Origin of the sequence: Delftia tsuruhatensis NBRC 16741 (genome assembly GCF_001571325.1) — a bacterium.
In the GTDB taxonomy this organism is placed as follows: Bacteria; Pseudomonadota; Gammaproteobacteria; order Burkholderiales; family Burkholderiaceae_C; genus Comamonas; species Comamonas tsuruhatensis.
Genome location: NZ_BCTO01000052.1, coordinates 17,365 through 36,004, shown reverse-complemented (window position 1 = coordinate 36,004; position 18,640 = coordinate 17,365). Strand labels below are relative to the sequence as shown.

Here is an 18,640-nt window from a genome sequence, read left to right as displayed (position 1 = left end):
GCATGCGCGGGCGGTTATCAGTTGATGAAGTTGAACAGTGACAGTTTCTGGATCGAGGCGTAGGACTGCAAGGCCGCCTGCATGCCCACCTTCTGCATGTCCACATCGGAGAGGGCCTTGATCATATCGATGTCTTCGGCCCGCGAGCGCGCTGCTTCCTGCTGGTCCGCCTGGTTCTTCATGTCGTCTTCGAGGCGGTCGGCGCGGTTGAGCTGGTCGCCGGCGAAGCTGCGCATGGCCTGGACGCGGCTCATGCCGGCGTCGAGTTCGTTGAGGCCGCGGCCCAGCGCCTGCTGCATGGCTCCGGCATCGGTGGCGCCGTTCTTCACGCCCGCGATCACGTTGTCCAGCACGCTGAACAGGTCGGTGCGCTGGCTGGGGCCCAGCGTGAAGCTGTCGCCCGTGGCCAGGTTGCCCGAGATCTTCATCGACATGCCGCCCACGGTGATGGTGTCTCCGGCCGTGTAGGGAACGGCCGGGCCGGTCGTGCCACCGGAGGTGACGGTGTAGCTCAGGGCGCCCGTCGTGGCGTCCTTGGTGAAATTCAGGGTGTAGCTGGCGCCCGTGATGGCGCTGGGGTCCGACACCGTGCCCAGGTCGGCATAGGCCGAGCTGCCCGTGGGCGACTGGCGCGTCACGGCGAACACGCCGTTGCCCGTGGGCACGTTCATCCAGGTCGCAAAGCCGTCCAGCGCCAGCGGCAGGCCGTTTTCGCTGCCCGTGGCCTGGCCCGGTTGCAGCTGGGAATTGGTGCCGGGGTTGCCGTTGGTGAGAGGGTCTTCCTTGCTGCCCAGTCCGCGGAAGATGGGCAGGCCGTTGGAGTCCTTGGCATTGGCGTAGCTCAGCACCTGGTTGCGTATGCTTTCGAGCTGCTGCACCAGCGCATCGCGCGCCTTCTGGTCATAGGAGCCATTGCCGGACTGCAGGATCAGGTCGCGGAAGTCCTTGAGCGCGTCGTGGGCGGTGCCCAGCTTGGATTCGCCCTGGGCCATCACATCGCGCTGCAGGCCCAGCACACGCTGGTCGTTTTCCGAGCGGGAGATGCGCGTGAGCGCGCGCTCGGCCTGGGCGGCGGCCACGGGGTCGTCGCTGGCGCGCACCACGCGCTTGCCGGAAGTGGTCTTTTCCATCAGGTCCACCAGACTCGTGTTGCGCGAGTTCAGGTTGTTGATGGTGCTTTCGTACATGTTGGCCGTGCCAATGCGGGAGATGCTCATGGTGGAATGCTCCTGTCCTGTGATCAGCGGCCCACGGTCTGCAGAACGCTGTCGAAAATGCTTTGCGCGACCTGCAGCATCTTGGCCGAGGCCTGGTAGGACTGCTGGTACTGCAGCAGCTTGGCGGCCTCTTCGTCGAGGTTCACGCCCGAGACGGCCGTGCGGTCCGCTTCCAGGTTCTTGGCGATGGTCTCGGACAGCTTGGCCGCGTACTGCGCGCTCTGTGTGCGGGTGCCCACCTGGGCCATGGCGGTGGAAAAGCCGTCGCTCAGCGTGGTCGAGCCATCGAAGAGCTTGCTGTCGCGCAGCGCCAGGAAGGAGCTGGCATTGCCGGCATCGCGCTGGTAGGCCGTGCCGTATTGCGGATCGGTGGCCTTGCCCAGCGTGACCTTGTCGCTGTTGGTTCCGTTGATGGCGGGCGTGCCGGTGATCTTGACCTGCAGGCCCGGTGCCAGCTGTATGGCCTGGCCGGAGGTGTACAGGCCCGTGGCGGGTACGCCTGTGGGTGCCGGGGTGATGGTGTACTCCAGCTGCCCGGCGCCGTTCTTGCTGAATGACACCTCGGCACCGGCGAAGTTGGTCAAGTCGAAGCCCGCGCTGACCTGGATCCCGCCCATCTGCAGGGTGGCATCGCCCAGCGACTTGATGCTGGCGGCCACGGGATTGGCCACGGCCAGGTCGTTGGGCGAATGCACTGCGGCCTGGATGTCGTGGGCGCCTGCCGCCATGGGGCGGAACAGGATGGAGTTGCCCTGCACGCCTTCGGCCTTGAGGTCGAAGCGCAGGCCGTCGATCTCCTTGGAGCTCAGGTCGGCCATGTCGGTGAAGTCCGTGACCTTGCCGTCGGACAGGCGGATGACCTTGCCCGCTGGGGCCGTGCTGCCGAAGACGACCTGGTAGTCGGAGGCCTTGAGCTGGCTGGCATCGACCACCGTGGTCGTCGGCGTGGTGGCACCTGTCCACTGGGCGCCCGTGGTCGAGCCGTTGCTGACCATGGACAGCTTGAACAGATTGCTGCCGCTTTGTCCCGACAGCGTCAGGCCGAGGTTGTTTTGCTGGTTCAGCGTGTCGCCGATGGCCAGTGCCATGCGGCCCAGCAGGTTGCGGCCCTCGGTCAGGTCGCTGCCCTGGAACTGCAGCAGGCCGGCGATCTCGCCGCCACCCAGCATGGAGGGCGTCAGCTCCACGCTCTGGCCGCCGGGCTGCTGGAAGTACAGGGCCATCTTGCCGCTGCCCGGAAACTCCGTGGCCTCCTTGAGCGTGAGCTGGGCCGAACTGGAGCCCAGCACCAGCGGCTGGCTTCCGCCCACGAACAGGCTGATGGTGCCGTCGTCCGCGGGGATCTGGCTGGTCTGCACATACTTGTTGATATTGCGCACCAGCTGGTCGCGCTGGTCCAGCAGGTCGTTGGGCGTCTGGCCCGAGGCGATGGAGCGGCTGATCTGCGCATTGAGCGTGGCCACCTGGCCAGCCAGGCTGTTGACCACGGTCACATCGTTGCCCATCTGCTGCTTGGCGCTGTAGTCCAGCTCGTCGAGCTGGGCCGATGCCGAGCGAAAGCGCGCCGCCAGCTCGTTCATGCGCGTGAGCGCCACCTGGCGTGCCGACGGGTCGGTGGGCGCGCCGGCCACATCGCCGAACGAATTCATCATGTCCGTGATGGCCGCGCCCAGGCCGGTCTTGCCGCCGCTGAACACTTCCTGCATCTGCGCCAGCGAGGTGGCGCGCGCCGAATCGGCCGCCGACACGGCGCTGGCCGTGGCCGCCTGGCGGTTCAGCAACTCGTTGAAGTTGCGCAGGATGGTGTTCACATCCACGCCATTGCCGATGTAGCCGCTGCCCATGTTCTGGCCCGGCGAGGTCTGGAAGGCCACGCTCTGGCGCGAGTAGCCGGCCGTGTTGACGTTGGCGATGTTGTGGCCGGTGGTCTGCAGGGCGATCTGATTCGCCATCAGGGCGCGGGATCCGACGTTCAAAAGGCTCATGGCGTGTTCTCGGTTTAGGCTTGTGCGCGTGCCGCGCTCTGCACGGCGCTCTGGATGGCGCGGCTGAGCTTGCTGGCGTATTCGGGATCGGTGGCGTAGCCGGCTTTCTGCAGCTCGGTCGCATAGGCCAGGGCCGAGTCGGTCTTGCCCATGGCTTTCTCGTAGCGCGGATTGCTGGTGATCAGCCGCGCATAGTCGCGGAAGGACTCCTCGTAGGAGCCGTAGGCGCGGAACTTGGCCGTGACCTTGCGCGCCACGCCGTCGATGTATTCGGTGGTCGTGACCTCGGCGACCTTGCCCGTCCAGCCCTTGCCGGCCTTGATGCCGAAGAGGTTGTGGGCATTGCTGCCATCGGCGTTCTTGATCTCGCTCTTGCCCCAGCCGGTCTCGTGGCCGGCCTGGCCCAGCATGAAGGCGGCCGGAATGCCGCTTTCCTGCGCCACGCGCGCCGCGGCGTCGCCATGGTGGGCCACGAAGTTGTCGCGGCCCTTGGGCGCGGGTGCGTAGGCGTTGACGGACTGGGCCGCGCTGCTGCGGCTGCCGCTCCAGGCGCCGATGGCAGCGGTGCCGCCGGCGGCGCCATTGGCATTGGTGGCCGTGCTGCGCCAGGCGATGCGGCTCATGCTCAGCGTGGAGGGCACGGAGATCTCGGCATCCTCGGCGGCTTCCGAGCCCATGGTGCGGGCCAGCTGGCGCGTGATGGCATCCGACAGTCCGCCGGGCTGGCCCGACATGGCCACCGACAGCTGCTGGTCCAGCATGTCGGTGCTGAGGTTGCCCTGTGCGCTGTCGAGCAGGCCGGACTTCATGGTCGCCTCGCGCATGCTCTTGATCATCTCGCGCATGAACAGCGATTCCAGCTGTTTGGCGGTTTCCTTCGCGGCCTGCGGGCTGTTCTCGCCGGCCGCGAACTTGAGTGCGTTGAGGGACCGGGCGTCGGCCGCCAGCGCATTGCTGGCCGCAGTCTGCGATCCATTGGGAAGTGCGATGCTCATATCACCTCCAGTTCGGCGTTGAGAGCGCCTGCGGCCTTGATGGCCTGCAGGATGGCCAGCAGGTCCTGGGGCGTGGCGCCCAGCGTGTTGAGTGCGCGCACCACGTCGGTGAGCTGCGGGGAGCCGGGCATGTTGATGATGTTGCCGGGCTCCTGCTTGATCTGGATGTCGGACTTCTGGGCCACCACGGTCTGGCCCTGCGAGAAGGCGCCGGGCTGGCTGATCACCGGCGTGGTGCTGATGGTGATGGCCAGGTTGCCGTGGGCGATGGCGCAGGGGCCCAGGGTCACGGCCTGGTTGAGCACGATGGAGCCCGTGCGTGCGTTGATCACGACCTTGGCCGAGGGCTTGGAGGTCTCGATCGGCATCTCCTGGATCTCGGCAATCATGCGCACGCGCGATCCCGGGTCCTGGGGCGCGGATACGCGCACGGTGCGCCCGTCCAGCGCCTGCGCCACGCCCTGGCCCATGCGCTGGTTGATGGCGCGCACCACCTTGTCGGCGGTCTGGAAATCGGTGGCGTTCAGGCCCAGCGTGATGCTGTCGCCTTCGTTGATCGGGGTGGGAACTGCGCGTTCGACCTGGGCGCCCTGCGGCACGCGGCCCGCGCTCAGGTGGTTGATCTGTACCTTGGAGCCGCCGGCCGAGGCGCCAGCGCCGCCGACCACGAGGTTGCCCTGGGCCAGCGCGTAGATCTCGCCGTCGGCACCGCGCAGCGGCGTGGTCACCAGGGTGCCGCCCTTGAGCGACTTGGCATTGCCCACGGAGGAGACGACCACGTCGATGGTCTGGCCTGGCTGGGCAAAGGCCGGCAGCTCGGCGGTGACGATCACGGCCGCCACGTTCTTGAGCTGCAGCTGGCCCGCGTTGCCTGTGGCGGGCAGCGAGATGCCCATCTGCTCCAGGTAGTTGGCCAGGGCCTGCTTGGTGTAGGGCATCTGGGTGGTCTGGTCGCCCGTGCCGTCGAGGCCGACCACCAGACCGTAGCCGGTCAACTGGTTGCTGCGCACGCCCTGGATGGCAGCGACCTCCTTGATGCGTGTTGCATGCGCCGGCAGGGTCAGCATGCTGGCGCCGAGGGCGGCTGCAACCCAGAAGGGGCGCTGCGCTTGGCGCAATGTCAGGAGCATGGACAGTACTTTCATGCTGTCCATTCTCCGGAGAATCAGAACGGCATAACGTTCAAAAAGAACCGGGACAACCAGCCAATTGACTGCGCTTCCCCGGCCTGCCCGCGGCTGCGCGATTCCACGCGCACATTGGCCACCTGGGTCGAGGCGACCAGGCTGCCGGGCTGCATGGTGCGCGGATCCACCGTGCCCGTGAAGCGCAGCACATCCACGTTGTGGTTCACGCCGATCTGCTTTTCTCCGGCGATCACCAGATGGCCGTTGGGCAGCACATCGACCACCGTCGTGCTGATGGCGCCCGTGAACGTGTTGTCGCTGGACGTCGAGCCCGAGCCCGTGTAGTCGTTGTTGTTGTTGAAGCCGATGTTGGAGCGGTCCTTGAGATTGGCCAGCGCATTGCCCGAAAACAGCGGCAGCGCCGAAATCCCGGCCGTGGTCTTGTTGGACCGCTTGAGGCCCGAATCCGACTTCTGGCTGGCCGTCACACGCTCCACGATCTGCACCGTCACCAGGTCCCCCACCAGGCGCGCACGCCGGTTCTCGAAACCGGGCCGGTAGCTGGCCGCGTTGAACAGGCTGCCCGTGGGGCTGCCGGCCACCGGGGCGGGCTGCGGCAGCACCGGCGGCGCCGTGGACGGCATGTCCACCGGCGGCGGGTCATTGAGCGTCGTGCAGCCCGACAGGACTGCCGCCAGCGCCAGGCACGTGCCCGTCGCGGAAAGGGAGAAGGTTCGTTGGGTCATGGCGATGTTCCCGGTGTTTCAGTGATCCATGCTTCGCATGAACCTGGCGAGCCATAGGCATGTGGCGCGACCCCGGAGACCGGCGCGGCCCAGGTCAGGGACGCCGAGCAAGGGCCGCCCCGCAGCGAGGGCGTCGTCCCCCTCCCTCGCGAAGCGAGTAGAGAGGGGGAAGCGGCGAAGCCGCTCAGGGGGAGAGATCAATTACAACTGCGCCAGCTTGGCCAGCATCTGGTCCGACGTCTGGATGGCCTTGGAATTCATTTCATAGGCGCGCTGGGTCTGGATCATGGTCACCAGCTCCTGCACCACGTTCACGTTCGAGCCTTCCAGGTAGCCCTGCTTGATCATGCCCATGCCGTTGACACCGGGCTGGCCCTGCTGGGGCTGGCCCGAGGAAGCGGTTTCCGTGAACAGGTTCTGGCCGCGCGGCTCCAGGCCGGCCGGATTGATGAACTGGCTCATCGCGATGTTGCCCACCTGCTGGGGCGCGGCCTGGCCGGCCATGGTCACGCTGACCACGCCCTCGGGGCTGATAGACACCTTGGTCGCGCCCTGGGGAATGGTGACGCCGTTGGCGATGGGCATGCCGCTGGCAGTCACCAGCTGGCCCTGGGCATCGACCTGGAAGGAGCCGTCGCGGGTATAGGCCGTGGTGCCGTCGGGCATGTTGACCTGGAAGAAGCCGTTGCCGTCGATGGCCACGTCCAGCGCATTGTTGGACTGCTGCAGGGCGCCCTGCAGGAAATTGCGCGAGGTGGCCACCGTGCGCACGCCCAGGCCCAGGTGCAGGCCCGTGGGCAGCTGGTTCTGCTCGGTGGTCTGGGCGCCCGACTGGCGCAGGTTCTGGTAGATCAGATCCTCGAACACCGCGCTGGCGCGCTTGTAGCCCGTGGTCGAGACGTTGGCCAGGTTGTGGGAGATCACATCCAGCTGGGTCTGCTGGGCTTCCATGCCGGTCTTGGAGATGAACAGCGAATTGATCATGGCGTTTTCCTTCAGTTTTCCGTGGCGACTTGCGCCGTCTCAGCGTTTGAATCCTTGGCACATCGCGCGGGACTGGCACGATCCAGGCCAGGGACGCCTAGCAAGGGCCTAGGCCGGCCGCGCCGCCCCGCAGCGAGGGCGTCGTCCCCCTTCCAGGGGGAAGCGGCGCAGCCGCTCAGGGGGTGATCTGTCTCAGCCGTTCATGCTCAAGAGTTGGCTGGCCGTCTTGTCATTGGTTTCTGCGGTCTGCAGCAGGCGCATCTGGGTCTCGAACTGGCGGGCGGCGGCAATCATGCCGACCATGGTCTCCACCGAATTCACGTTCGATCCTTCGATGGCACCCGACAGCAGGCGGGCGTTCTCGTCGTTGGGCAGCGGCTCGCCGTTGCCCGTGCGGAACAGGCCGTCGTTGCCGCGCACCAGCGCAGCGTCCTCGGCCGGCGTGGCCAGCTTGACGCGGCCCACGGCCACGGGCAGCTGGTTGCCGGTCTTGGCGGTCAGCGTGCCGTCGGAGCCCAGGGAAATCGTGGACTCGGGCGGAATGTCGATGGGGCCGCCGCCGTCCGACAGCACGGCCTGGCCGTTGCTGTTGACCAGCTGGCCCTCGGGGGAAACCTCGAACACGCCGTTGCGTGTGTAGGCTTCCTGGCCGTCCAGGCCCTGGACGGCGAACCAGGCGCGGCCCATGGCCATGGCGTCCAGTGCGCGGCCCGTGCGCTGGGTGGGGCCGGGCGTGTCCACGTAGCCGGAGGTCGCCTCCAGCGCGAACACGCGCGTGCCCGCGCCGCTGCCCTGCAGGGGCACGGAGCGGAAGGTGGACATTTCGGCCCGAAAGCCATTGGTGCCGGCATTGGCCAGGTTGTGGGCCAGCACGGACTGACGCTGCGCCGCTGCGTTGGCGCCCGTCATGGAGGTGTAGATGATGCGGTCCATGCCGGCTCTCCTGACTCAGTTCTTGGCTATCAGCGCAGGTTCACCAGGGTCGAGAAGACCTGGTCCTGGGTCTTGATGGTCTGGGCATTGGCCTGGTAGGCGCGCTGCGCGGTCATCATGTTCACCAGCTCGGCGGTCAGGTCCACGTTGGAGTCCTCCAGCGCGCCCGAACGCAGCGAGCCGAAGGTGCCGGACTGGGCCGTGCCGTTGAGCGCCGGGCCCGAATCCGAGGTTTCCACCCACTTGTTGTCACCCACGGCGCCCAGGCCCTGGGTGTTGGTGAAGGCGGCCAGGGCCAGCTGGCCTTCGGTGCGCGTCACGCCGTTGGAGTAGGTGGCCACGATGGCGCCATCGTTGCCGATGTTGATGCCGGTGAGCGCGCCCGAGGTGTAGCCGTCCTGCTTGAGGCTGCTGACCGCGAACTTGGTGCCGAACTGGGTCACGCTGGAGAAGTCCAGCGTCACGCCGGCCGTGCCGTTGATGGTGCCGGGCGTGGGCGCGTTGGGGTTGCTGCTCTTGATCTGCGCCGTCACTGGGCTGCCGCTGGTGATCTTGCCGGAGGCATCGAACACCAGGGTGGTCAGCAAGGTGGCGACCTTGGGCGGCGATGCCGCGGGGTCGTCCAGGCCGTCGTAGACCTTCCAGGTGTTGGACGCCGCGTCCTTCTCGAAGTACATCTGCACCGGCGTGGGCACGCCCTGGCTGTCATAGACGTTGATCGAGGTGCCATAGGTGGCGCGCGGCGTGGCGGCAACGGGAGGCGTGGCTGTGGGGTTGCCTGCCGCGGGCGTGGCGCGCGCATCGAGGTTCAGCTCCACATTGATCTTGGTCGTGGTCTTGGCCGCAATCGGCTGGCCCGACGGGAAGACCATGGGCACGGGCTGGCCGCCGGCCAGCACCTTGCCCGTAGTGGCGTCCACGGGGTAGCCCATGACGTTGTCGCCCTGCACGGTCTTGAGGTTGCCCTGCTTGTCCAGGCCGAAGCTGCCGGCGCGCGTATAGGCCGTGCTGCCATCGGGCTGGCGCACCACGAAGAAGCCGTTGCCGTTGATGGCCACGTCCAGGTTGTTGCCCGTGGTCGTGATCGGGCCCTGGCGGAACTGCTGGGTCACGGCGGCCACGTTGACACCGATGCCGCTGGTCTGGCCGCTGGCCGAGCCGACGGCGCTGGCCACGGCCTCGGCGAACTCGGCGCGCGAGGACTTGAAGCCCGTGGTGTTGGCGTTGGCGATGTTGTGGCCGATCACGTCCAGGTTCTTGCTGGCGGCGTTCAGACCCGAGAGGCCTTGTTGGAATCCCATGGTGTGCTCCTGCGATGGTTTGGGGTGTTTGGTGCGGCGTTCAGTAAACGGCCTTGACGGAGGTGTAGGCGACGTTGGTGCCGTCGTCCAGCTCCAGCGTCAGCTTGCCGTCGGTGGTGCCCGTGGCAAGCACCGCGTGGGGCGACAGCGTGGTCGAGGCCACGGCCTTGTCGGCATTCGTGGCCTGCACCGTGTAGCGCAGCTGGCTGGCATCGCCCGTGTACTTGCTGCCGTCCCAGGTGAAGTAGTTGCGGCCCGCGGTGCCGCTGCCCAGCTCGACGGTGTCCACCAGCTCGCCGCCGGCCGTGGTGATCTGCACCTTGACATCGGCGGCCGGGCCTTCGAGGTCGAAGGCCGCCGTATAGGACTTTTCCTTGCCCACGCCCAGGGTGTTGCCCTCGGTCAGCACGGTGCGGCCGATCATCTGCGTGCCCTGCAGCACCTGCATGGCCGTGAACTGGCCGGCCATGCTTTCCATGGTCTTGTTCAACTGCTGGATGCCGGTGACGGTGTTGATCTGCGCCATCTGCGAGGTCATCTGCGCGTTGTCCATCGGATTCATGGGATCCTGGTTGTTCAACTGCGCGACCAGCAGCTTCAGGAAGCGGTCCTGCGCTGCTGCGGGGTCGGTGTTCGAATTGCTCGTGGTGTTCTTGCTGTTGAGGTCGGCCGTGCTGGCGACGCTGCCTGCGCCATAGATCATGGGAGTGGCTCCTGGAATGTGGTGCGGACGGGGCTCACTGGCCCATCTGCAGGGTTTTGAGCAGCAGCGACTTGGTCGTGTTCATGACCTCGACGTTGTTCTGGTAGGAGCGCGAGGCCGAGATCATGTTGACCATCTCGTCCACGGCGCTGACGTTGGAATGCGTCACATAGCCTTCGGCATCGGCCAGCGGGTGCTGGGGATCGTGGATGCGGCGGCCCGGCGTGTTGTCCTGGCTGATGGCGCTGACGCGCACGCCCGAGGAGCCTTCCTCGCCCATGGGCACGGTCTGGAAGACCACCTGGCGTGCCTGGTAGGCCTTGCCGTCGGGGCCGGCCACGGCATCGACGTTGGCCAGGTTCGAGGCCACGACGTTCAGGCGCTGGGACTGGGCGCTGACGGCACTGCCGGAGATGCTGAAGATGGAGAACATGGACATGGGAAAGCTCCTGTGGTCTGTGGCGCCGGCTTACTGGCCCTGGATGGCCGACAGCATGGTCTTGGCCTGGCCGTTCAGAAAGCGCAGCGTGGCTTCGTAGCGCACGGCGTTGTCGACGAAGTTGGCGCGTTCGCGGTCCAGGTCCACGGTGTTGTTGTCCATGTTGGTCTGGGCCTGCACCGAGTAGCCGAGATGGCTTTGCGCGCTCTGCCCCGAGGCGGCGGCAGGCAGCGGAATGTGGCCGCCCTGGCTGACGCTGGCCAGCGTCATGGGCGAGGGGCCGGAGGTGACGGCCGTCAGCGCCTCGCGGAAATTGAAGTCGCGTGCCACATAGCCCGGGGTGTCGGCATTGGCGATGTTGCTGGCGATTGCACGCTGGCGCTCGGCGCGCAGCACCAGCGCCTTGCTCTGGAAGTCCAGTCGTTCAGTCATCTTGTCGAGCATGTCGGCCTCGCCCTCTGGGATTTGCGGTGATCGGTTGACGAAATGGCGGCAGCCCACGGACTGCGGCATGCGTCGATTATGGAAATCGGGCCCGAACGCTAAAGCGCAAAGAAAGCGCGTTTGCCTGCGCAGTTCGGCGCTTCGGAAAACGGCGCCCGCCCTATATTTGCTGGCATCGCTCCATGTATCCCGCCCATCCTGACGGGGTGCCGGAGCAAGTCAGGAGCCCCAGCCATGTCGAACTTCAGCACCGCCCATCCGCCTTCCGCCGCCCGAGCCTTCGCCCGCGCCGCCGCATGCGCTGCGCTCGCCGCTGGAGCATCGCTGGCAGGCAGCGCGTTCGCGCAGAACGCGCCCGATGGCGCGGCCCAGCTCAGCCAGATCGGCCAGCGCTTTGCCGACGAGGCCCTGCAGCAGGGCATGGCCGGTGCGGGCGCCCTGCCCCTGCGCATGGAAGTGCAGATGGGCCAGCTCGATCCCCGCCTGCGCCTGGCCGCCTGCGCCAAGGTCGAACCCTATTTGCCCGCAGGCTCGCGCCTGTGGGGCCGTACCCGCCTGGGCCTGCGCTGCCTGCAGGGCGCCGTGGCCTGGAATGTGTTCCTGCCCATCACGGTCAAGGCCTGGGGGCCTGCCTGGGTGCTGCAAAACGGCGTGCCTTCGGGCCGCCCGCTGTCGGCCGACGACGCCGTCCAGGCCGAGGTGGACTGGGCCGAGGATTCGGCCGCCGTCTACGCCAACCAGCAGGACTGGGTGGGCCTGGTGGCTTCCCGCCCACTGGCCGCAGGCCAGGCACTGCGCCAGAACATGCTGCGCACGCCGGCGCTGTTCGCGGTGGGTGCCGAAGTGCGTGTTCTGGTCAATGGTGGTGGTTTTTCCGTCACATCGTCGGGCAAGGCCATGTCTGCCGCCGGCGAAGGCCAGACCGTGCGGGTTCGCATGGATAATGGCCGGCTCATCTCCGGGGTGGTGAATCCCGAGGGCGTGGTGCTGGTGCAGTAAAAAAACCTCAAGTTTTGTTCCAGGCAGTCGAAAGCTAGGCACAGCGCCTTACGCCGCCAGGGCGATTGGAGAATCAAGATGAAGATAGGTCAAAAACCGGAACTGCCCGCCGCTGCCTCCCAGGCCGCCGCCAAGCAGCCCAAGACAGCCAGCGCCATTGCCAGCGAGGAATCCTCCGCACAGGCCCAGCCTGCCAAGGCGGCCGGTGTTCCCGTGTCGTTCTCGAACTCGGCCCGCGCACTGGACCAAACTGGTCGTGCCACCGCCGACTTCGATGCCAACCGCGTCAAGGAAATCCGCGAAGCCATTGCCAACGGCACCTTCCGCGTGAACGCCGACGCCGTGGCCGACAAGCTGCTGGCCAACTCCGAGGAATTCCTCTCGCACTCGCGCGTCTGAGCGCGGGTTCGGTTCTTTCTCGGTTTTTTCCTTCCGGCGCGAGCACGCGCTTTCTTTTTTCAGCAAGGCCTGTCCCATGACTCTCAGCGAGATGCTCGATTCCCTGGACGCGGTGGTCCGGATGGTGTCCGCCTCGCTGCAATCGAAGGATGCGGTCGCGCTGGAGCAGTCCAGCACCCGGCTGCGCGATGCCATGGCTGCGTTTTCCGAACTGGCCCGCCGCTTCAGCGCGGCCGACTGGACGCAGGAGCTGCGCGAGCGCGCCCAGGCACTGGGCGAGCAGATGGCCATGCAGCGCGACCAGCTGGCGCGCATGGCGGTGGTGGCCCAGCACCAGGCGGCGGCGCTGATTCCCCAGGCTTCGGACCAGGCCACGTATGGACGTGACCTGTATGGACACCCTCACGCCGGACCGGGCAAGGCGCGCATCTACCACTCGGCCAGCTGAAGCAGCCTCCTTCTTCCTTTTTTCCTGTCCTGATCAACCCTCCGGCATGCGTGCCCGAGGGTTTTGTCTTTTCCGGGGTGGCGTCGGCGTGACGCGCCTGCCGGCCGGTGCAGGCAGGGCTGCGCATCGGAAGGCGACCCTCCATGCGCGGGAGGAGGTCACGCTTGCTGAAAAAGACGGGGTGCTTTGGGCCGTGCGGTGACGGGCGGCCAGGAATGGGGAGGGTGGGCAAAGGCCCGGTTCGGCGAAAGCGGAACAACGCCTTGAAGAAGGCCGGATCCTGCGCGTGCCGGAAAGACGCAGCCATGCGATGGTGCGCGCAAATGCTGTTGGGTCTGCGGTCTGCGGTCTGCGGTCTGCGGTCTGGGTGGGCAAAGAGGGTCCGGCCGGGGCCGGACGTCCTCAGACCTGCATGTTCATCACGTCGGTATAGGCCTGCACGAGCCGGTTGCGCACCTGCATCGTGGCCTGGAAGCCGATCTGTGCCTTTTGCATGGCGATCATGGTTTCTTCGAGGCTGACGGCCGGGTTCTCCAGCTGCACTTCACGCTGCAGCTGGCTGGAGTGGTTCTGGGCTGAACTGACGGACTGCAGCGCGCCTTGAAGGGCCTGGCTGAAGCCGCCAGCCGCCACTTTGGTCGATGCGTCGCCTGCGCCCACGCCTTTGGGGAGCTGGGTGCCGTACAGGGGAGAGGTGGTACTGGGGATGCGAAGGTCCATGACACATTCCATCGGAGTTAGCAAGATGACGAGATCGTAGGTCGGCAGGGTTTTCGCATCCGGGCAAATAGAAGGTCAAACGGCGCGCTTATCGGGCGAATGTGAAGCGGCGGACTTCGAATAATCGACAGCACGCTAGGGTCCTGTGTGTGCAGGGCTCGAACACCTGGAACCAAGATGTCTGCTGTCGCTGAAATCCCTGTCCCCCAAGCCACTCCCGTCCCCCAGCCTGCCCTGCAGCAGCGCTGGACGGCCATGGACCGTGGCCAGCGCCTGCGTTGGGGCGCGATCGCCGTGCTGCTGGTCGTCGCCGTGGGGGCGGCGGCCATGTTCTACCGCCAGCCGGACTACAAGGTGCTGTTCTCCAATCTGAGCGACAAGGATGGTGGCGCCATCGTCGCCCAGCTGTCGCAGATGAACGTGCCATACCGCTACACGGAAGGCGGCGGCGCCATCCTCATCCCGTCCGACCGCGTGCACGATGTGCGCCTGAAGCTGGCCACCCAGGGCCTGCCCAAGGGTTCGGTGACGGGCTTCGAGCTGATGGAAAACAGCAAGTTCGGCATCACCCAGTTCCAGGAACGCCTGAATTTCCAGCGCGGCCTCGAAGGCGAGCTGACGCGCTCCATCCAGGCCCTGGCCGCCGTGCAAAGCGCACGCGTGCATCTGGCCCTGCCCAATCAGAACGGCTTTTTCCGCGAGCAGCAAAAGCCTTCGGCCTCGGTGCTGCTGAGCCTGTACCCCGGCCGCGTGCTGGACCGCACGCAGATCGCGGGCATCGTGCACCTGGTGGCCTCCAGCGTGCCCGAGATGGCGCCCACGGCCGTGAGCATCCTCGACGATTCGGGCAAGCTGCTGTCGCAGTCGCCCGACGGCAACGCCAACGCCGTGGACATGCAGCAGCTGAACTACACCCAGCAGATCGAGCAGCAGTACGTGCGCCGCATCCTGGATATCCTGGAGCCTGTGGTCGGCAAGAACAATGTGAAGGCCCAGGTCTCGGCCGAGATGGATTTCAGCCAGACCGAATCGACCTCGGAGCAGCACCGCCCCAACCAGTCCTCCGACGCGGGCGTGGTGCGCAGCCAGCAGGTGGTGGAGAGCACGGGCGAGCAAAAGCCGCCCCAGCCCACCGGCATCCCCGGCGCCACCAGCAACCAGCCGCCCCAGAACGCGTCCGCGCCGGTCAATGGCGCCAATCCCGCACCCCAGGCGGCCGATGGACAGAACGCCGTGCGCTCTGCCAGCAAGCGCGAGTCCATCACCAACTACGAAGTGGACAAGACCGTGCGCCACACACGCGGCAGCACGGGCAGCATCAAGCGCCTGACGGCCGCCGTGGTCATCAATGCGCCCCTGGTGGCGGCCGCTGCGCCGAATGCAGCCGGTGGCGCCACCGATGCCGCCACCGTTGCCGCCGCAGCGCGCGGCCTGACGGCGGCGCAGCAGGCGCAACTGCTGACCCTGGTGCGCGAGACCGTGGGCTACAGCGCCGAGCGCGGTGACTCGGTCAACCTGGTCAGCACCCCCTTTGTGCAGGACGAAGCGCCTGCCGAGGTGCCGCTGTGGCGCCAGCCCGAAGTGCTGGACATGGCCCGCAGCCTGGGCGTGCCCATCGGCCTGGCCCTGTTCGGCGCCATCTTGCTGCTGGGCCTGGTGCGACCCATGCTCAAGGGCCGCAAGACGGCTGCCGTGGGCGGTCAGCTCAATGCCATCGAGGGCGAGCAGCTGGACCGTCCGGCGCTGGCCGGACCCGCTGTCGATCTGTCTCCCACACAGGAGCAGGTGCGCCTGGAGCAGGCGCGCCAACTGGCCAAGCAGAACCCGATCGCGGTGGCCAACATCGTCAAGACCTGGATCAACGGCGAGGCCACCTGAGCCTGCCAAACACGGATTGCTGAGATATGGACGAACGAGGCCTGAACGACGCCGCCATCTTGCTGGTCTCCCTGGGCGAGGAGGAAGCGGCCGAGGTGTTCAAGCACCTCACACCCAAGGAAGTGCAAAAGCTCGGCGAGACCATTGCGCACATGCGCGGCGTCTCGCGCGAGAAGGTGGACTTCGTCATCAACCGCTTTGCCGATGACGCGGCCGCGCAAAGCCTGCTGGTGGACGACGCCAGCGGCTATGTGCGCTCGGTGCTCAAGCGCGCCCTGGGCGACGACAAGGCCGCGCTGCTGATCGACCGCATCCTGCAGGGCGGCGATGTCTCCGGCATCGAAAGCCTGAAATGGATGGACCCGCTGTCGGTGGCCGAACTGCTGCGCGGCGAGCATCCGCAGATCGTGGCCGCCATCCTGGTGCACCTGGAGCACGAGCAGGCTGCTGCCGTGCTGATGCAGCTGCCCGAACGCTTTCGCAGCGAAGTCATGCTGCGCGTGGCCACGCTGGAAGGCATTCAGCCGACCGCGCTCAAGGACCTCAACGAAGTGCTGTTCCAGGTGCTGGCCGGCGGCGACAAGATCCGCAAGACCTCGCTGGGCGGCGTCAAGACGGCGGCCGAGATGATCAACAACCTCGGCGGCAATGCCGACGTGGCCGTGCTGGACACCATCCGCAACTACGACCCGGACCTGGCCCAGAAGATCATGGACAAGATGTTCGTGTTCGACGACCTGGTCAAACTGGACGACCGCTCGGTGCAGCTGGTGCTGCGCGAAGTGGTGTCCGAGACGCTGATCATCGCGCTCAAGGGCGGTTCGATGGAAGTGCGCGACAAGATCCTGGCCAACATGTCCATGCGTGCGGCCGAGTCGCTGCGCGAGGACCTGGAAGGCCGCGGCCCGATGCGCCTGTCCGAAGTGGAAGCGCAGCAAAAGGAAATCCTGAAGGTGGTGCGCCGTCTGGCCGAAGAAGGCCAGATCACCATCGGCAGCGGCGCGGAGGACAGCTATGTCTAGTGGGATGAACTCGCGCTTCATTCCCTCCGAGGAGATTGACGAGCGCCAGGTGGTGCAGTGGCGCTTTGGTGCCGTGGACCACATGGGCGGCCTGCAAAGCCTGCCCGGCCTGCCGAACATTCAGGGCGCCCCCGATGCACAGGCTGCACCCGGTGGCGCCGGCATGGCGCGCACACCCGCTTCCTCGTCCGGCTTCCACAGCCTGTCGCTGCCCGGGCGCTCCGATGCGCCCCGGCTGGACGCCGATTCCATGGTGCTGGATGTCGACGCCGACGCGCCAGGCACGGCGGCATCCACCCCCGCCGTGGACGAGGAGCGGCTGCATGAATTGCTGGAGCAGGCACGCGCCGAAGGCCATGCCGAGGGCCTGGAGCAAGGCCGCCAGGAAGCCCGGCAGCAGTGGCAGCAGCACATGGATGACTATGTCTCCGGCACGGGCCGCGAGACGGCGCAGCGCGTGGACGCGCTGCTGTCCGGCCTGGACGCCGGCTTCAAGCAGCTGCAGGCGGATGCGGCGCAGGAATTGCTGAACCTGGCCTGCGACATCGCGCGCCAGGTGGTCCGCCAGGAGCTGCGCAGCCAGCCCCAGGCCCTGCTGCCCGTGGTGCGCGAGGCGCTGGACATGCTGGCCTCCGACGGCCGCGCCGCCACCGTGCGCCTGAACCCTGCCGACTTCGCCGTGCTGGACGAGGCGCTGCGCGCCGAGCATGGCGCCCAGTCCAAGGTGCAGTGGATCAGCGACGCTGGCGTGGCCCAGGGCGATGTGCGCGTGGAATCGGGCGGTGCCCAGGTCGATGCCGGCATGGACAAGCGCTGGCGCCGCGCCGTGGCCGCGCTGGGCCTGGTCTCCACCTGGTATGACGGAGAGCGCGATGCCGGTTGATGCCTCCCTGGCCGACGCCGGCAAGCCCTGGCAGCAGCTGCTGTCCAATGCCCGCGCCCGCCTGCACAGCGACATTCCGCTGGAGACCCACGGCACGCTCACGCGCCTGACCGGCCTGGTGCTGGAGGCCACGGGCCTGCAGGTGCCGGTGGGCTCGCAGTGCTGGATACGCCAGGCAGGCCAGGACCCGGTGCTGGCCGAAGTCGTCGGCTTTGCCGGCGAGCGTGCGTTCCTGATGCCTGCGGGCGACATCCAGGGGCTGTCCAGCGGCGCCATCGTGACGCCGGCCGAACCCTTTGTCGCCCCGCTGCGCTTTGGCGACGGTCCTGAAGAGCCCGTGTCCATGGCGGCCGGCGTGCTGCGCCTGCCCATCGGCAGCGGCCTGCTGGGCCGTGTCGTGGATTCGCAGGGGCAGCCGCTGGACCATGGCGGGCCGCTGGCCGACGTCACGGCCGATCTGCTGGACCGCAATCCCATCAACGCCATGGACCGCGACCCGGTGCGCGAGACGCTGGACACCGGCGTGCGCTCGCTCAACGCCCTGCTCACCGTGGGCCGGGGCCAGCGGCTGGGCCTGTTCGCAGGCTCGGGCGTGGGCAAGTCCGTGCTGCTGGGCATGATGGCGCGCTACACCCAGACGGACGTGATCGTCGTCGGCCTGATCGGTGAACGCGGCCGGGAGGTCAAGGAATTCGTCGAGGACATCCTCGGCGCACAGGACCGCAGCCGCGCCGTGGTGGTGGCCGCGCCGGCCGATGCGCCGCCGCTGCTGCGCATGCAGGGTGCCGCCTACGCCACGGCCATTGCCGAGCATTTCCGCGACAAGGGCCAGCATGTGCTGCTGCTCATGGATTCGCTGACGCGCTATGCCATGGCCCAGCGCGAGATCGCGCTGGCCATTGGCGAGCCACCGGCCACCAAGGGCTATCCGCCGTCGTGCTTTGCCAAGCTGCCGGCCCTGGTCGAGCGCAGCGGCAACGGCCTCAACGGCGTGGGATCGATCACGGCCTTCTACACCGTGCTGTCCGAGGGCGACGACCAGCAGGACCCGATCGCCGATGCGGCACGCGCCATTCTGGACGGCCACGTCGTGCTGTCGCGGGCGCTGGCCGAGTCGGGCCACTACCCGGCCATCGACATCGAGCAATCGGCCTCGCGCGTGATGCACAACGTGGTCTCGCGCGAGCACTTCGAGCTGGCGAGGCGCTTTCGCGCTGTCTATTCGCGCTACCAGAAGGGCCGGGACCTGGTCCAGGTCGGAGCCTACATGGCGGGCTCGGACCCGCAGATGGACGAGGCGATACGGCTGCAGCCGGCCATGGCGGCCTTTCTGCAGCAAAGCATGTTCGAGTCGGCTTCCATGGACGAGAGCATCTCGGGCATGGCCGCCGCGCTCGGTGGTCAGTGATGCGGTGAC

Annotated in this window: 19 protein-coding genes; 7 read left to right on the top strand and 12 right to left on the bottom strand. The window is 67.1% G+C overall.

The window, feature by feature from the left end; translation table 11 throughout:
* Positions 1 to 17: 17 nt before the first annotated feature.
* The 11 genes from flgL to flgB form a co-directional block, all read right to left on the bottom strand.
* A complete protein-coding gene (gene flgL / locus DTS01S_RS23770) occupies positions 18 to 1,217 on the bottom strand; it encodes a flagellar hook-associated protein FlgL (RefSeq protein WP_016454332.1) in 1,200 nt (399 codons plus the stop codon).
* A gap of 23 nt (positions 1,218 to 1,240) precedes the next feature.
* Positions 1,241 to 3,202, bottom strand: a complete 1,962-nt coding sequence (flgK, locus tag DTS01S_RS23765) for a flagellar hook-associated protein FlgK (RefSeq protein WP_061289105.1) — start codon at positions 3,200 to 3,202, stop codon at positions 1,241 to 1,243.
* A 14-nt stretch (positions 3,203 to 3,216) separates the two neighbouring features.
* On the bottom strand, positions 3,217 to 4,197 hold the full coding sequence (gene flgJ / locus DTS01S_RS23760) for a flagellar assembly peptidoglycan hydrolase FlgJ (protein ID WP_016449309.1): 981 nt from the start codon (positions 4,195 to 4,197) through the stop codon (positions 3,217 to 3,219).
* Complete coding sequence (locus tag DTS01S_RS23755) at positions 4,194 to 5,342, bottom strand: flagellar basal body P-ring protein FlgI (protein WP_016449310.1); 1,149 nt, start codon at positions 5,340 to 5,342, stop codon at positions 4,194 to 4,196. The genes flgJ and DTS01S_RS23755 overlap by 4 nt, the downstream gene beginning before the upstream one ends.
* 20 nt (positions 5,343 to 5,362) lie before the next feature.
* Positions 5,363 to 6,070 carry a flagellar basal body L-ring protein FlgH gene (locus tag DTS01S_RS23750; RefSeq protein WP_012202559.1) on the bottom strand — a complete coding sequence of 236 codons (708 nt, stop codon included), beginning with the start codon at positions 6,068 to 6,070 and terminating at the stop codon, positions 5,363 to 5,365.
* Positions 6,071 to 6,271: 201 nt separating this feature from the next.
* Complete coding sequence (gene flgG, locus DTS01S_RS23745) at positions 6,272 to 7,054, bottom strand: flagellar basal-body rod protein FlgG (RefSeq protein WP_012202560.1); 783 nt, start codon at positions 7,052 to 7,054, stop codon at positions 6,272 to 6,274.
* Between the two features lie 192 nt (positions 7,055 to 7,246).
* A complete protein-coding gene (locus tag DTS01S_RS23740) occupies positions 7,247 to 7,987 on the bottom strand; it encodes a flagellar basal body rod protein FlgF (protein WP_016449311.1) in 741 nt (246 codons plus the stop codon).
* 29 nt (positions 7,988 to 8,016) lie between these two features.
* A complete protein-coding gene (gene flgE / locus DTS01S_RS23735; RefSeq protein ID WP_061289102.1) occupies positions 8,017 to 9,288 on the bottom strand; it encodes a flagellar hook protein FlgE in 1,272 nt (423 codons plus the stop codon).
* Positions 9,289 to 9,328: 40 nt separating this feature from the next.
* Positions 9,329 to 9,991 carry a flagellar hook assembly protein FlgD gene (locus DTS01S_RS23730; protein ID WP_016449313.1) on the bottom strand — a complete coding sequence of 221 codons (663 nt, stop codon included), beginning with the start codon at positions 9,989 to 9,991 and terminating at the stop codon, positions 9,329 to 9,331.
* A gap of 34 nt (positions 9,992 to 10,025) precedes the next feature.
* Entirely contained in the window at positions 10,026 to 10,430 is a 405-nt protein-coding gene (gene flgC / locus DTS01S_RS23725; RefSeq protein WP_016449314.1) for a flagellar basal body rod protein FlgC, read from the bottom strand.
* Between the two features lie 30 nt (positions 10,431 to 10,460).
* Positions 10,461 to 10,874, bottom strand: coding sequence for a flagellar basal body rod protein FlgB (gene flgB / locus DTS01S_RS23720; protein WP_013800365.1), 414 nt, complete (start codon positions 10,872 to 10,874; stop codon positions 10,461 to 10,463).
* Between the two features lie 234 nt (positions 10,875 to 11,108).
* Between flgB and flgA the strand changes: the two genes are divergently transcribed.
* The 3 genes from flgA (at position 11,109) to DTS01S_RS23705 (ending at position 12,720) form a co-directional block, all read left to right on the top strand.
* Positions 11,109 to 11,873, top strand: coding sequence for a flagellar basal body P-ring formation chaperone FlgA (gene flgA / locus DTS01S_RS23715; RefSeq protein WP_016449315.1), 765 nt, complete (start codon positions 11,109 to 11,111; stop codon positions 11,871 to 11,873).
* 78 nt (positions 11,874 to 11,951) lie between these two features.
* Positions 11,952 to 12,272 carry a flagellar biosynthesis anti-sigma factor FlgM gene (gene flgM, locus DTS01S_RS23710; protein WP_016449316.1) on the top strand — a complete coding sequence of 107 codons (321 nt, stop codon included), beginning with the start codon at positions 11,952 to 11,954 and terminating at the stop codon, positions 12,270 to 12,272.
* 76 nt (positions 12,273 to 12,348) lie between these two features.
* Positions 12,349 to 12,720 (top strand): hypothetical protein, encoded by a 372-nt coding sequence (locus DTS01S_RS23705; protein ID WP_016449317.1) that lies wholly within the window; start codon positions 12,349 to 12,351, stop codon positions 12,718 to 12,720.
* A 402-nt stretch (positions 12,721 to 13,122) separates the two neighbouring features.
* On the opposite strand, the gene fliE is transcribed toward DTS01S_RS23705, so the two are convergent.
* On the bottom strand, positions 13,123 to 13,440 hold the full coding sequence (gene fliE / locus DTS01S_RS23700) for a flagellar hook-basal body complex protein FliE (RefSeq protein ID WP_016449318.1): 318 nt from the start codon (positions 13,438 to 13,440) through the stop codon (positions 13,123 to 13,125).
* A 177-nt stretch (positions 13,441 to 13,617) separates the two neighbouring features.
* On the opposite strand from fliE, the gene fliF reads away from it, so the two are divergent.
* The 4 genes from fliF to fliI are packed head-to-tail and all read left to right on the top strand — an operon-like array spanning position 13,618 to position 18,631.
* Positions 13,618 to 15,318, top strand: a complete 1,701-nt coding sequence (fliF, locus tag DTS01S_RS23695; RefSeq protein WP_026062017.1) for a flagellar basal-body MS-ring/collar protein FliF — start codon at positions 13,618 to 13,620, stop codon at positions 15,316 to 15,318.
* Between the two features lie 26 nt (positions 15,319 to 15,344).
* Positions 15,345 to 16,340, top strand: a complete 996-nt coding sequence (gene fliG / locus DTS01S_RS23690; RefSeq protein ID WP_012202571.1) for a flagellar motor switch protein FliG — start codon at positions 15,345 to 15,347, stop codon at positions 16,338 to 16,340.
* A complete protein-coding gene (locus DTS01S_RS23685; protein ID WP_016449320.1) occupies positions 16,333 to 17,223 on the top strand; it encodes a FliH/SctL family protein in 891 nt (296 codons plus the stop codon). The genes fliG and DTS01S_RS23685 overlap by 8 nt, the downstream gene beginning before the upstream one ends.
* Positions 17,213 to 18,631: a flagellar protein export ATPase FliI gene (gene fliI / locus DTS01S_RS23680; protein WP_017403970.1), complete on the top strand. Its 1,419-nt coding sequence runs from the start codon at positions 17,213 to 17,215 to the stop codon at positions 18,629 to 18,631. The genes DTS01S_RS23685 and fliI overlap by 11 nt, the downstream gene beginning before the upstream one ends.
* Positions 18,632 to 18,640: the final 9 nt, after the last annotated feature.